12 protein-coding genes are annotated in these 13,139 nt (G+C 73.5%); 7 read left to right on the forward strand and 5 right to left on the reverse strand.

Annotated features, from left to right (window positions below; genetic code table 11):
• Positions 1 to 207: 207 nt before the first annotated feature.
• The 3 genes from ACPPVO_RS27155 to ACPPVO_RS27165 form a co-directional block, all read right to left on the reverse strand.
• Positions 208 to 804: a dihydrofolate reductase family protein gene (locus ACPPVO_RS27155; protein ID WP_426513971.1), complete on the reverse strand. Its 597-nt coding sequence runs from the start codon at positions 802 to 804 to the stop codon at positions 208 to 210.
• Positions 805 to 882: 78 nt separating this feature from the next.
• Positions 883 to 1,230, reverse strand: coding sequence for a dihydrofolate reductase family protein (locus ACPPVO_RS27160; protein WP_426513972.1), 348 nt, complete (start codon positions 1,228 to 1,230; stop codon positions 883 to 885).
• Positions 1,231 to 1,246: 16 nt separating this feature from the next.
• Complete coding sequence (locus ACPPVO_RS27165) at positions 1,247 to 2,479, reverse strand: condensation domain-containing protein (RefSeq protein WP_426513973.1); 1,233 nt, start codon at positions 2,477 to 2,479, stop codon at positions 1,247 to 1,249.
• Positions 2,480 to 2,743: 264 nt separating this feature from the next.
• On the opposite strand from ACPPVO_RS27165, the gene ACPPVO_RS27170 reads away from it, so the two are divergent.
• From ACPPVO_RS27170 to ACPPVO_RS27195, 6 genes are all read left to right on the forward strand, one after another.
• Positions 2,744 to 3,664 carry an ABC transporter ATP-binding protein gene (locus ACPPVO_RS27170; protein ID WP_426513974.1) on the forward strand — a complete coding sequence of 307 codons (921 nt, stop codon included), beginning with the start codon at positions 2,744 to 2,746 and terminating at the stop codon, positions 3,662 to 3,664.
• The gene (locus ACPPVO_RS27175) at positions 3,661 to 5,010 is read left to right on the forward strand and encodes an ABC transporter permease (protein ID WP_426513975.1); all 1,350 of its coding nucleotides are present in this window, start codon (positions 3,661 to 3,663) and stop codon (positions 5,008 to 5,010) included. Before ACPPVO_RS27170 ends, ACPPVO_RS27175 begins: the two co-directional genes overlap by 4 nt.
• Positions 5,011 to 5,085: 75 nt before the next feature.
• Entirely contained in the window at positions 5,086 to 7,767 is a 2,682-nt protein-coding gene (locus ACPPVO_RS27180) for a bifunctional YncE family protein/alkaline phosphatase family protein (protein WP_426513976.1), read from the forward strand.
• Between the two features lie 102 nt (positions 7,768 to 7,869).
• Entirely contained in the window at positions 7,870 to 9,081 is a 1,212-nt protein-coding gene (locus ACPPVO_RS27185; RefSeq protein WP_426513977.1) for an MFS transporter, read from the forward strand.
• 60 nt (positions 9,082 to 9,141) lie between these two features.
• Complete coding sequence (locus tag ACPPVO_RS27190; protein WP_426513978.1) at positions 9,142 to 10,332, forward strand: MFS transporter; 1,191 nt, start codon at positions 9,142 to 9,144, stop codon at positions 10,330 to 10,332.
• Positions 10,333 to 10,370: 38 nt separating this feature from the next.
• A complete protein-coding gene (locus ACPPVO_RS27195; protein ID WP_426513979.1) occupies positions 10,371 to 11,099 on the forward strand; it encodes a mechanosensitive ion channel domain-containing protein in 729 nt (242 codons plus the stop codon).
• Here ACPPVO_RS27195 and ACPPVO_RS27200 read toward each other — a convergent pair.
• Positions 11,096 to 11,476, reverse strand: a complete 381-nt coding sequence (locus ACPPVO_RS27200; protein WP_426513980.1) for a nuclear transport factor 2 family protein — start codon at positions 11,474 to 11,476, stop codon at positions 11,096 to 11,098. The genes ACPPVO_RS27195 and ACPPVO_RS27200 overlap by 4 nt on opposite strands.
• Before the next feature lie 87 nt (positions 11,477 to 11,563).
• Between ACPPVO_RS27200 and ACPPVO_RS27205 the strand changes: the two genes are divergently transcribed.
• A complete protein-coding gene (locus tag ACPPVO_RS27205) occupies positions 11,564 to 12,346 on the forward strand; it encodes a helix-turn-helix domain-containing protein (RefSeq protein WP_426513981.1) in 783 nt (260 codons plus the stop codon).
• Here ACPPVO_RS27205 and ACPPVO_RS27210 read toward each other — a convergent pair.
• Positions 12,337 to 13,119, reverse strand: a complete 783-nt coding sequence (locus tag ACPPVO_RS27210) for a hypothetical protein (protein WP_426513982.1) — start codon at positions 13,117 to 13,119, stop codon at positions 12,337 to 12,339. The genes ACPPVO_RS27205 and ACPPVO_RS27210 overlap by 10 nt on opposite strands.
• Positions 13,120 to 13,139 lie beyond the last annotated feature (20 nt).

Raw genomic sequence — 13,139 nt, forward strand, 5'->3', positions numbered from 1 at the left:
GTGCCGGTCCGCGGGCGAGGAAGTCGTCGACCGGCTGATCGGCGATCCAGTAGCCGCCGCCGAATCCGGGGTCGGCGCAGAACCCGCGGTACTCCAGCCGGTCACCGGCGAGGCTGAGCGTGGTGGTGCCGCGACACGACGTGCCGCGGTCACCCCCGCGTGAGCAGCAGCCCGACCCCCACGTCCACGAACCGGTGTCCACGCCGCCTACCGGTCGATCGTGTAGCGCAGGTGCGTCACGAGCGAGGTCTGCCGGGCCGAGACCTGGGTCAGCCCGGCCCGGCCGACCCCCTCGAAGAGCCGCTCGCCCCGCCCGAGCAGCACCGGCGCGACGTGCAGCCGCAGCTCGTCGAGGAGCCCGGCGGCCAGGAACTGGTTGACGGTCGAGGCGCCCCCGGCGACGGCGACGTTGCGGTCCCCGGCCGCCGCGCGGGCCCGCTCGAGCGCCTCGGCGATCCCGCCGGTGACGAAGTGGAACGTGGTGCCGCCGTCCATCGGCAGCGGTTCGCGTTCGTGGTGGGTGAGCACGAAGACGGGGCCGTGGTACGGCGGGTCCTCGCCCCACCAGCCCTGCCAGCCGAGGTCCCACGCGCCGCGGCCCGGCCCGAACATGTTGCGCCCCATGATGAACGCGCCGGCGTCGCAGATCTCGGCGACCTCGGCCGCGTTCTCCTCCTCGGCCTCGAACATCCACCGGTGCAGCACGCTCTCGGCGCCCTCGCCCAGCGGCGCCTCGAGGCTCTGGTTCGGCCCCGCGACGTACCCGTCCAGCGAAGCGGCGATGTTGCAGACGACCTTGCTCATGGCGGTGATCCTCTCCCTCCGGGTGTCCGTTCGCCATCCGGTCGGAGCGGCCCGCCGGTTCTCGACATCAAGGTGTGGTCACCCTCTGACCGCGTACCGGTGCATCGTCACGCCCTGCTCGAACGCGCGCTGCTCGAGCAGGTCCAGCTCGATCGGCTCGGCGTGGTCGTCGAACAGCGGCCGGCCCGCGCCGAGGATGACGGGGTGGGTGAGGAGCAGCAGCTCGTCGAGCAGCCCGGCCCGCAGCAGGTGGGTGGCGAGCGTCGCCCCGCCGACCCCCACGTCGCCGTCGGTCTGCGCGCGCAGCTCCGCGAGCGCGCGCAGCAGGTCGCCGCCGATGACCCGGGTGTTGTGGCCCGCGCCGGTGCGGGTGGTGGACACGAGCACCTTGGGCATCGACGTCCAGATCTCGAACCGGCCCGGCATGCGTCCTCCTGTGCGATCAGGTGGCCGCGGCGACGGTCACCGCCTCCATGCCGCGCACGCAGGCCTCGAGGGCGGCCGGCGGGATGTGCTCGGTGTCGCCGCAGATGTCCAGGTGTACCGTATCCGGCTCGGCGGCGATGGTGACGAACATGCGCTCGTTGGGCCGGTCCTGCCTGGCCATCCACCGGAACGTGGTCTCGGGCAGCGCGGCCCGCACCTCCTCGGCGGCCGGCACCGGCCCGTCGGCCGGGCCTGGCGGGCGGCGGTCGTTGAAGTAGCAGGCGATGTCGACCTCCTCGCCGCGGTCGCGGTTGACCCGCGCGATGAGCTCCTCGAGGTCGCCGGGGTCGTAGTAGGCGTGTTTGTACGCCGTGAGGCTCCGCCGTCCGGTCAGCGCCACGGCCTCGTCGAAGGGCCGGCCCGCCACGTCGAGCACGCACAGGGCGGGCTGGCTGACCGGGCTCACGGCCTCGGCGAGCGCGCTGCGGAACCGGTTGCTGACCACCACGCGCACGACCACCGGGTGGATGCCGGTCGCCTCGGACAGGGCGGCGGCGAACGCGGTCAGCAGCACCGTGGTGCGGTCGGTGCCGGTACGCCGGGCGACGGCCTGCGCGGCCAGGTGCAGCGCGCGCGAGGAGAAGTCGGCCTGCCAGTGCCGCGGCCGCCGGGCGTCGACGGGCCCGGGGAAGCGCCGCGGCTCGATGGCCCGCAGGGTCTTCTCCCAGTGCCGCAGCGCCGACGCCGACTGCCTGCGCCCGGCCTCGGACCGCTGCCACCGTGCCTGCTCCAGCGGGGCCAGGCCGCCCGGCTCGCCGTCGGCGCGCCGGCCCGCGCGGTGCCAGCGGCCGACCTGCTCGGCCAGCACGAGCCCGCCGAAGCCGTCGTTGACGAGGTGGCACACGACCGTCACCTGGTGGGTCAGCGCGCCCCGGTGCCGGATGACGGCGGTGCGGACCGGCCAGTCGCGCTCGAAGTCGAACGCCGTCCCGTGCAGCCGGGCGCTGACCGCCGCGGCGACCGCGGCCGGATCGGCGTCGTCCGGGGCGTCGATGACTTCCAGCGGTACCTCCCCGGCGCCGGCGAGCACCTGCAGCGGCGGCCCGTCCGGGCGCAGGCGCAGCCGGGTGCGCATCGAGGGGAAGCGCTCGAGGATGAACCGCAGCTCCTCGGCGACGTCCTCGACGGTGGCCCCGGCGGCCAGCGGTAGCACGATGCCCATCGGCATCCAGGTGCGCTGCCGCTCCATGCCGTTCCACAGCTCGCGCTGCCCCCAGCTGAGCTCCTCGACGCCGCCGCCGGCGGCCGGAACGCCACCATGATCGTTTCCGGCATGCCGCCCCCTGGCTCACCCGACGCATCGACGCCGGGGATTCTACGGGGGAGGGTGACCATACATTGGAAAGGGGCGGTTTCCGGAGGATTGTTCATCGACGTCGGTCTTCTCCCCGTTTCGGAAACGTTCAGCTCGGCGGGCCTGCTGTGTCGTTGCGCGGTCCTTAGGTTCGATGGCATGGACAGACGTCGAGCCATCCGCGCGCGCGGGATCACCAAGTGTTTCGGCGAGGTCGTCGCGCTCGACGGCGTCGACCTGGACGTGGCCGAGGGTCAGATCCACGGGCTCGTCGGGCCCAACGGCGCCGGCAAGACGACGCTGCTGGGGCTGCTGCTGGGCCTCGCCGTCGCCGACAGCGGCCGGCTCGAGATCCTCGGCACCCCGGTCGGCCGGGCGCTCGCCGCCCCGGACGGCGTCGCCGGCTTCGTAGACGGGCCCGGCCTCTACCCCTCGCTCACCGCCCGCCAGAACCTCGCCGCGCTCGCCGCGCTGCGCGGCCGCGACGCGCCCACGACCCCGATCGACGAGGCGCTGGAGCAGGTCGGGCTCACCGACGTCGCCGACGACCGGGCCGCCGGCTTCTCCCTCGGCATGCGCCAGCGGCTCGGGCTGGCCGCCGCCCTGCTGTCCCGGCCCCGGCTGCTCGTGCTGGACGAGCCCGCCAACGGCCTCGACCCGGCCGGCAAGAAGCACGTCAACGGCGTCCTCACCCGGCTCGCGGCCCAGGGCACCGGCGTCGTGCTGTCCAGCCACCGCATGGACGACGTCGAGGCGCTCTGCTCCGACGTCACCATCCTCGCCACCGGGCGGGTTGTCTTCTCCGGCCCGCTGTCCAAGCTGGCCGTGGAGAGCCGGGAGCTCGACTACCGGCTGCTCACCTCCGACCCGCCCGCCGCGCGCCGGCTGGCCGCCGAGACCCCCGGGATCGCCGTCGCCGAGGGCGACACGCTCGTCGTGCACGCGCTGGTGCCCGCCCTCGACGAGCTCGTGGTGCGGCTCGTGCGGGCCGGCATCGCGCTGCGCGAGCTCGCGCCCGTGGTGTCGCCCCTGGAGGCCGCGTTCCTGACGCTCACCGAACAGCAGGAGGCGGCCGTATGACCGCGACCATCACCGCCGCCCGGCCCGTCTCCGTGCCCCGGGGCTACCGGTTCGAGGTGGTCAAGCTCGTCTCGCAGTGGCGCGTCCGGCTGCTGGTGCTCGCCTGCTGGATCGCGCCGGCCCTGTTCGTGGCCGCGGTCGGCCAGCAGAGCACGCTGCCCACCGACACCCTCTTCGGCCGCTGGATGCTCACCACCGGCTGGGCCGGGTCGCTGGTCATGCTCGGCTTCGCCGGCACCTGGGCGCTGCCGCTGCTCACCTCGGTCGTCGCCGGCGACGTGTTCGCCGCCGAGGACCGGCTCGGCACCTGGCGGCACCTGCTCGTGGCGGTCCGCTCGCCGCGGCGCATCTTCGCCGCGAAGGCCCTCGCGAGCCTCAGCGTCATCGTGCTGATGGTGACCGGGCTGGCCGTCTCCAGCACGGCCGGCGGGCTCGCGGCCGTCGGCAACCGGCCGCTGGTCGGCCTCGACGGGCACCTGCTGTCCCCGGGCGACGCCGCCGGCAAGGTCCTGCTGGCCTGGGTCTGCGTGCTGGCGCCGACCCTCGCGCTCGCCGCGATCGGGCTGCTGGGCTCCGTCGCGCTCGGGCGCTCGCCGATGGGGCTGCTGCTGCCGGCGCTCGTCGCCCTCGCGATGCAGGTCGCCCAGATGCTGCCGCTGCCCGTCGCCGTGCGTCTCGCGCTGCCCGGGTACGCCTTCATCGCCTGGAACGGCCTGTTCACCAGCCCGGCGCAGCCCGGTCCGCTGCTCATCGGCGTCGCGGTCAGCCTGGCGTGGGCGGCGACCGCGACGGCCCTGGCCTACCTGCTCTTCATCCGGCGCGACTTCACCAACCCGGCCTACGACGGCGCCGGGCGGCGGGCGGTCACCGCCGGCCTGCTGCCGCTCGCGGGCCTGGTCGCCGTGACTATCGCGGTCGTCGCCGCGGCGAACGGCAGCGGGGCGACGAGCTCCGGCATCGATCAGGACAAGGTCGAGCGCTCGGTCGCGATCGCGTTCGCCCACCTGTACCGCATCCAGACCGGCCAGCTGAACCGCCCGGACGTGACCGAGGAGCGGCTCGGCGCGACCGCGGCGTGCACCAAGGGCGGCGGCCAGGGCACCCCCGAGGGGCCGGGCAACGACTGGCGCTGCGTCGTCTCCTGGCACCTTCCCGACGTCGAGGCCACCGGGTCGGCCATCTACCAGCTCGACGTCACCGCAGACGGGCGGTACATCGCCGACGGCGATGGACCGAAGGAAGTGAACGGCTACTTCCTGGTGCACACCCCGGCCGGGGACACACCGAACCCGCTCTGGCAGTTCGACGGCAACGTCGAGCTGTGGTCAACCAACCGGAAGGGATAGCCCATGCAGGTAACACGCCGCCGCAGGCGTGTCGAGAAGGCTCACGTCCGCCTTCTCACTCGCCAGATCCCCCTCGTGGCCGGCACCACCGCGGTCGCCGTGGTCGCCGCCGGCGCAGGCGCGGCCTACGCCCAGACCCACCAGTTCGGCACCGACCAGGTCGGCCAGCTCACCGACCGGGGCCTCGTCGTCTCCGACGACCAGTACCTCGACCCGATCGGCGAACGCCTCCAGATCAACAACGGCAAGATCATGTCGTCGTCGGCCAGCCCGGACGGCACCCACCTGGCGGCCGCGGTCGCCGACGGCGGGGAGGCGCTGGCCATCGTCGACCTGCGCAACTGGAAGGTGCAGCAGCTCATCGGCAACAACGCCGCGGCGAACCTGCGCATCAGCGGCAACGACGTGGGCCAGGAGGGCCCCACGTACTCGCCGGACGGTTCGCAGCTGTGGCTGGGCCAGGCCGACGGCTACCGCAAGTTCACCGTGCAGGCCGACGGCTCGCTCGCCGACCCGGTGTTCGTCCCGATCGCGGCGGACGGTCCGCGGCGGGCGCTCGTCGGCGAGGCGGTGTTCTCGCCCGACGGCGCCACCGTGTACTCCGCCGTCAACGGCCAGAACCGCGTCGTCGCCATCAACGCGGCCACGGGCGAGATCCAGCACAGCTGGGCGGTCGGCAACGCGCCGCGCGACCTGCTCATGGCCGGGGGCCGGCTCTACGTCAGCAACGAGGGCGGCCGTCCGGCCAAGCCCGGCGAGAGCACGATCAACTCGTACAACACGCAGGTGCCGGCCAGCCAGGTGACCGCGGCCACCACCACCGGCACGGTCAGCGTCATCGACCTGGCGAACCCGGCCGCGGCCGTGGCGAGCATCGACGTCGGCCTGCACCCGACGGCGCTGTTCGCCAAGCGGGGGACGCTGTTCGTCACCAACACGGCGTCGAACGACGTGTCCGTCATCGACACGGCCCGCAACAAGGTCGTGCAGACGATCGCCACCCAGCCGTGGCCGGAGGCGTCCGTGGGCTACGAGCCCGACGCCGTGACGCTCACCGACGACGGCCATCTGCTGGTGACGCTCGGCCGGGCCAACGCGGTCGCCGTCTACCGGTTCGGCGGCGCGCAGCAGCCGGTCAGCTTCGTCGGCCTGCTCCCGACCGACTACTTCCCGGCCGAGATCACCACGGTGGGCAAGCAGGTGCTGGTCTCCAACACGCGGGGCGTGGACGCCCGCCGGCCCAACAACCCGGCCGGCCACGGTACCCACGACACGACCTCGAGCCTGCAGCGGTTCACGCTCCCCAGCGACCGTGTCATCCGGGCCATGACGGCCAAGGTCTTCAGCCAGAACGGCTGGGCCGGCGGCTCCGTCGCGCTGGCGGCCGACCAGGGCCGGCTGCACCCGCGGCCGGTGCCGGTCCCGGCGCGCCTCGGCGACCCGTCGACGATCAAGCACGTGTTCCTGATCGTCAAGGAGAACCGGACCTACGACCAGATGTTCGGCGACGACACGCGGGGCAACGGCGACCCGGCGCTGGCGCAGTACGGCCAGAACGTGACGCCGAACCAGCACGCGCTGGCGCAGCAGTTCGGCCTGTACGACAACACGTACGACATCGGCACGAACTCCGCCGAGGGGCACAACTGGCTGATGCAGGCCGACGACCCGGAGTACACCGAGTCCTCGGCCGGCGAGTACCTGCGCAGCTACGACACCGAGGACGACGCCCTCGGCCACCAGCGCACCGGCTTCCTGTGGACCGGCGCCCAGGCGACCGGCAAGACCGTCCGGGACTTCGGCGAGTTCCAGCAGTTCCTCACCAAGCCGGCCGGCGCGACCTGGCAGAACCTGTACTGCGACACGAAGAACATGGCCGCGACCGGTCAGGACACGGCGTACCCGCTGACCTCGTCCTCGCCGATCCCGTCGCTGAACGACGTGTCGGTGCACGGCTTCCCGAAGTTCGACACGGACGTGCCGGACATCTACCGGTACGAGATCTGGAAGCGCGACTTCGAGCAGCACGGCCCGGCCAACCTGAACATGTTCTGGCTCTCCAGCGACCACACCGGCGGCCCGCCGAACGGTGCGGCCCAGGTCGCCGACAACGACCTCGCCACCGGCCGGATCATCGACGAGATCTCGCACAGCCCGTACTGGAAGGACTCCGCGATCTTCGTGGTCGAGGACGACTCCCAGGCCGGCCTGGACCACGTCGACGGCCACCGGGCCCCGATCCAGATCATCAGCCCGTGGGCCCAGCACGGCGTGGTCGACAGCCGCTACTACACGCAGATCACGATGATCCGGACGATCGAGCAGATCCTCGGCATCCGGCCGATGAACCAGAAGGACAGCGCGGCGACCCCGATGCGCGACGCCTTCACCCAGCGCCCGGACTACACGCCCTTCACCGCGCTGCCGAACCAGACCTCGCTGACCGCGGGCCTGACGACGCTGCCCCTGTGCGGCGCCGATACCCCCGCCCCGGCGAACCCGAACGCCCCGCCCGCGGCCACCGCGACGGTACCCGCGGCCCAGCAGGCCGTGGCGTCGAAGTGGGCGCAGTGGAAGTCGCAGCAGCACCTGACGGGCACCAACGCGCGGGCGGACTCGTCCAACCCCGCGCAGATGAACCACTTCGACTGGTACGAGGCGCACGACTGGTCCAAGCCGTACCCCGGTGAGGACAAGATCTACGCCCCCGAGAACGTGCCGGGGGCCTACCTCCCGGCCCCGGACACCGACGGCTGACCGTCCTCGCAAAGGGCCCCCGCCCGGCCGCCGCGCCGGTCGGGGGCCCGTCATGGCGCAGCGCACCGGGCTACGCTCGGGGCGGGCGGAGCGGGGAGGCGTATGCGCGCGGCGCGGTTGAGCGGCCCGGCGTGGTGGTTCGTCGCCGGGTACGCGGTGTCCGCGATCGGGACCGGGCTCTGCTACCCCTTCCTCGCCATCTACCTGCACCAGCTGCGCGGGCGGTCCGACACCGCGACCGCCTTGCTGCTGTTGCTGCTCGCCGGGGTCGCGGTGCCCGTGTCGGTGCTCGGGGGGCGGCTCGTCGACCGGTACGCGCCCCGGGCCGTGGCGATCGGCGCGCTGCTCGTGCAGGCGGCCGGGTGGGTGCTGCTGGCCGCCGGGGCCGACGGGCCCGCGATGCTCGTCATCGGCGTCGGTACCGGCGCGTTCCTGCCCGCCGTGGTCCCCGTCATCGCCGGGCTGAGCGCCTCCGAGGCGGTCCGGGCGCGCACGATGTCCATGCGGTACCTGCTGCTCAACCTCGGCCTGGGCGTCGGGGCCGGGATCGGCGGGCTTGTGCTCGGGCCGGCCGGCGCGCCGGCGTTCCGCTGGCTGTGTGTCGCCAACGGGGTCAGCTGCGCGGTGTACGCGCTCGTGCTCGCCCGGCGCGTCCCGCCGGTCCGTGCGGTGCGGCGGGAGGAGCGGCTCGCGCCCTTCCGGCCGGGGTACACCTTCGGGCTGCTGCTCGCCGCCCAGCTGCTGCTCGTCACGTTCGGGCTGGCGCAGGTGGACAGCGGCGTGCCGCTCATGGTCCGCGGCGCGATGTCCGGGTCCACGGCCCTGGTGGGCGGGCTGTACGCGGTCGCCACGCTGGTCGTGCTCGTCGGGCAGCTGCCGGTGGCGCGCTGGGTGGAGCGGGTGCACAAGACGCGGGCCCTGATCGTCATGGGGCTGCTGTGGGCGGGGGCCTGGCTGCTCGGCTGGGCCGCCGGGGCGCTCACCGGCGGGGCGCGCACCGCGCTGCTGTTCGCGATGATCGTCACGTTCGCGCTGGGGGAGTGCGCGTACAGCCCGGCGTTCTACACGCTCGTCGAGCGGATCGCGCCGGCCGGCACGCTCGGGCGCTCGTCCGGGGCGGCCTGGGCGGTGTTCCAGCTCGGCAACACCATCGGGCCGCCGATCGCGGTGTTCCTGGTCGGCGGGCCGGCGCCGTTCTGGTTGGTGCTCGCCGCGGCCGCCGCCCTCGCCGCCGTGCTGATGCTCGTCGTCGACCGGCGGATGCACGCCGCCGCGCCGCCCGAATTAAACCATTTGACGCCCGCGATAGGTTGATCCTCCGTACCTCTGCGAGGTCGAGGGGGGCACCCGACCCCCTCGACCCCAGGAGTACCCATGCGCCGGGCCCCCGCCCTGTCGTTCCTGCTCGTCACCGTCTTCGTCGACATGCTCGGGCTCGGCCTGATCGTGCCGATCGTGCCCGCCCTCATGACCGCGATCGCCGGGACCGCCGCCGACGCCGCGCGCTGGTCCGGGATCGTCGGCTCCAGCTACGGCGTGCTGCAGTTCCTTTCCTCCCCGCTGCTGGGGCGGCTTGCCGACCGGTACGGCCGCCGCCCGGTCCTGCTGTTGTCCCTCCTCGGCCTCGGCGTCGACTACCTCGGCCACGCCGTCACGCCGGCCGCGGCCCTGCTGCTGCTCTTCCACGGCCTCGCCGGCGCCTGCGCGGGCACCAACACCGTCGTCAACGCCTACATCGCCGACGTCACGCCCGCCCCGGACCGGGCCCGCGCCTACGGGCTGGTCGGGTCCGCGTTCGGGCTCGGGTTCATCGCCGGCCCGACGGTCGGCGGCCTGCTCGGGGGCGTCGACGTGCGGCTGCCGTTCTACGCCGCGGCCGCACTCGCGTTCGCCAACGCCGCCTACGGATGGTTCGTGCTGCCGGAGTCGCGGCCCGGCGACCGCCGCACGCCGCTGAGCCTGCGGGCCGCCAACCCGCTCGCCGCCCTCGCGGACGTGCTGCGCCGGCCGGTGCTGTCCCGGCTCGCCGTCGCCCGGTTCCTCGCCGACCTGGCGCGGATGACCAGCCAGGCGAGCTGGACGTTCCTGGTCACCTACCGGTTCGCGTGGAGCACCGCCCACGTCGGGCTCGTCATGGCCGCGGGGGCGCTCGCCGGCGTCGCGTTCCAGGCGCGGCTCGTCGGGCCGGTCGTGCGCCGGCTGGGGGAGAAGCGTGCGGCGGTACTCGGGGGAGCCCTCGGGTCCGCGACGCTGGCCGGCACCGCGTTCGTGACCGTACCGGCCGGGGTCTACGTGCTGCAGGCCGTGGGCGTGCTCGGCGCCGTCGGGTCCGCGGCCGCGCAGGCCTGGCTGTCCCGCGTCACCGGGCCGGACGAGCAGGGCACGGTCCAGGGGGCGGTCAGCGGCATCGGGGCCATCGCGGAGGCGGCGGTGCCGGTCGCCGCCCTCGCGGTCTTCGCGTGGTCGCTGGCCTTCGGAATGCCGGGCCTCGTCTTCGCGCTCGCGGCGGTACTCGCCGCGGTGTCGGCGCTGGTCCTGGCGAGCACCGCGGAGGTCGCGCGGTAGGGTCGCCTCCGGTGATCATCCGAGCGGGAGGTACGGCGGTGGGCTGGCTGACACGGCGGCGCGCGATCGAGATCACGGTGCGCGCCGACTTCCGCAAGACGATCACGTTCGGCACGCTGGCGTTGATCTTCCTGGTCGTCGGGCACGACATCGGCGGCGTGCACGCCGAGTCGCTGCGGGCGCGGCTGATCGCCTACGGCTGCGCGCTGTTCACGGCGATCTTCGGGGTGGCCGCCAGCCGTACCGCCGCCCGCGAGGTGCAGCGCGTCGCCGTAGCCCGGGCCGGGGCCGCCGCCGGCACCCCGCTGCGACTGTTCGTGCTGCTCGCCGGGTACCTCATCGCCGTGCTCGCCGTGTGCGACCTGCTCGGCGTGCAGCTGCGGCAGGTGCTCGTCGGCGGCGCGATCACCGGCATCGTCGTCGGCCTCGCGGCGCAGCCGGTGCTGGGCAACCTCTTCGCCGGGCTGGTGCTGCTCTTCGCCCGCCCGTACGTGCCCGGCCAGCAGGTCCGGGTCCTGTCCGGCGCGATAAACGGCCCGCACACGGGCGTGGTCGTGTCGGCGGGCCTGCTGTACACGATCCTGGAGACGAAGGACGGCCCGCTCAACATCCCGAACTCGGCGCTGCTGGCCGCGGCCGTGGGCCCGGCCGTCGACGAGCCGGACGAGGAGGCCCCGGCCGACGTCTCGGCCCCGGTGCCGGACGGCGCCGCCCTGGCCACCGTCATCGCCGGGGCCGAGTCCGGCGAGGAGCGCAAGCACGTCTAGAACATGCCGTTCGGCGTCGTGGACGGCTCGGGGACGGGCTGGACGACGTCCCAGTGCTCGGCGATCTGCCCGTCGGCGAGCCGCCAGATGTCGATGACGGCGGTGCCGCGCTCGTCCTCCGGCGTCACCATCCGGTAGTGCACGACCACGTACTCGTCGTCGGCGACGACCCGCTTGAGCTCCAGCGCGGCGCCGGCGACCGGCGCGGCCGCGATCCACTCCATGAAGGCGTCCCGGCCCGACGGGTTGCCGGGGCTGTGCTCGACGAAGTCCTCCCGCAGCAGCGGCCGCAGCACCTCGATGTTGCCGGCCGCGAACTCGCGGAAGCCGTGCAGGACCAACGCCCGGTTGCGCTCGGCAACGCTGATGTCTGTCATGCCCAGCACCGTGGCAGCCGGACCGGCGGCCTGTCGATGACATGCGAGGTAATGGTCATCCGCGCGTCCGTCGGCGACACTCGGGACGTGCCTGCCTCCGCCGAACCGATCGGCCCGCTGCTGCGCCGGTGGCGCCGGCTGCGCGGCCTCAGCCAGCTCGACCTGGCGATCGGCGCCGAGGTGTCGGCCCGGCACATCAGCTTCGTGGAGACCGGCCGCACCGTGCCCAGCGGCGCGATGGTGCTCCGGCTGGCCGAGTACCTCCACATCCCGCTGCGGGAGCGCAACCGCCTCCTGGTCGCGGCCGGCCACGCCCCGCTCTACCGGGAACGGCCGCCGGACGATCCGGACTCGGGCCGCGTCCGCGACGCGCTGGAACGGATCCTGCGGGCGCACGAGCCGTACCCGGCGGTCGCGGTCGACGGCCGCTGGAACGTCCTGGCCGCCAACGCCGCGTTCGGCGGCCTGGCCGAGGGCGTCGACCCCGAGCTGCTGCGCCCGCCGGTCAACATGATGCGGCTCGGGTTCCACCCCGGCGGCCTCGCGCCGCGCATCCGCAACCTCGCCCAGGTGCGTGCCCACCTCCTGCCCCGGCTCGCCCGCCAGGCCCTGCACACCGGCGACCCGCAGCTGCACGCGCTGCACGAGGAGCTGCTGCGGTACGGGCGCGACGTACACCCGCCGCCGCCCGACCCGGCCGACATCGCCCTGCCGATCCGGATCGGGCACCGCGGGTCCGAGCTGCACTTCATCAACACCGTCACCACGTTCGGGGCCGCGTTCGACATCGCGCTCTCGGAGGTCGCCGTGGAGACGTACCTGCCCGCGGACGAGGCGACGGCACGCTACTTCCTCGCGGCTCAGTTGTAGTAGAAGCTGTCCGCCTCGGCGGTCTTGTTCTTGGCCGGGCGCTTCGTGGCCAGCGGCTGGCCGTGCCCGGCGAACGTCGTCGTGCACACGAACGCCGGCTTGTCCGTCAGCTCCATCTCGACGTGGATGGAGGTCACGTTGCCCTGGTCGTCGGTCTCCAGCATGAACGGCGCGTTCTTCGAGTAGAACGCGACGATGCTCGGGTGCCCGACCGGCAGGAACTCGTCGGTGCCCTCCATCGGGTCGAAGAGCCCCTTGTACGCGTGCGGGCCCGTCGCCGTCGCCGAGGCCACGCTGGTGATGAACGTGGCCAGGCCGGTCGGGTTGTCCATGTTCAGGCCGACCAGGGACTGGCTCTTGAGCCGCGCCAGGTCCAGGTGGACCCACTTCTCGGAGTCCTTGTCCCGGCTGTACGAGTCGGTGCCGAACACGACCCGGTGCAGGTGGGTGTCGTGGGCGGTGCCGGTGAGCGTGACGTCCTCCTCGAACACCTTGCCGGCGTGGTCGTACCCGCCGGTGGCCTCGATCCGGCCGTTGGTCTCGTCGGCGAGGTTGCTCTGGACGTGGAAGGTGTACTGGGCCGACATCAGCTTCGTGAGCGCGGCGACGACGTCGTCCTTGGCCGGCGGCGGGGCGGGCGAGCGGCTGACGCTCGGCGCGCTCGTGGGCCGGTACGGCTCCGAGTCGGTGTCGGGCAGGCCGAGGCAGCCCGACGTGCCGAGGGCGGCGGCGGTCAGGATCAGGGCAGCAAGCAGCGGCGTTCGACGTGGCATGTTGACATCCCCCCGTGTCG

Origin of the sequence: Dactylosporangium sp. McL0621 (assembly GCF_049995355.1) — a bacterium.
Classification (GTDB): Bacteria; Actinomycetota; Actinomycetes; order Mycobacteriales; family Micromonosporaceae; genus Dactylosporangium.

Excerpts from the sequence above, each read along its gene's own strand:
- ACPPVO_RS27155 (WP_426513971.1), bottom strand. The coding sequence starts at position 804 with ATGAGCAAGGTCGTCTGCAACATCGCCGCTTCGCTGGACGGGTACGTC.
- ACPPVO_RS27160 (WP_426513972.1), bottom strand. The coding sequence starts at position 1,230 with ATGCCGGGCCGGTTCGAGATCTGGACGTCGATGCCCAAGGTGCTCGTG.
- ACPPVO_RS27165 (WP_426513973.1), bottom strand. The coding sequence starts at position 2,479 with ATGGAGCGGCAGCGCACCTGGATGCCGATGGGCATCGTGCTACCGCTG.
- ACPPVO_RS27170 (WP_426513974.1), top strand. The coding sequence starts at position 2,744 with ATGGACAGACGTCGAGCCATCCGCGCGCGCGGGATCACCAAGTGTTTC.
- ACPPVO_RS27175 (WP_426513975.1), top strand. The coding sequence starts at position 3,661 with ATGACCGCGACCATCACCGCCGCCCGGCCCGTCTCCGTGCCCCGGGGC.
- ACPPVO_RS27185 (WP_426513977.1), top strand. The coding sequence starts at position 7,870 with ATGCGCGCGGCGCGGTTGAGCGGCCCGGCGTGGTGGTTCGTCGCCGGG.
- ACPPVO_RS27190 (WP_426513978.1), top strand. The coding sequence starts at position 9,142 with ATGCGCCGGGCCCCCGCCCTGTCGTTCCTGCTCGTCACCGTCTTCGTC.
- ACPPVO_RS27200 (WP_426513980.1), bottom strand. The coding sequence starts at position 11,476 with ATGACAGACATCAGCGTTGCCGAGCGCAACCGGGCGTTGGTCCTGCAC.
- ACPPVO_RS27210 (WP_426513982.1), bottom strand. The coding sequence starts at position 13,119 with ATGCCACGTCGAACGCCGCTGCTTGCTGCCCTGATCCTGACCGCCGCC.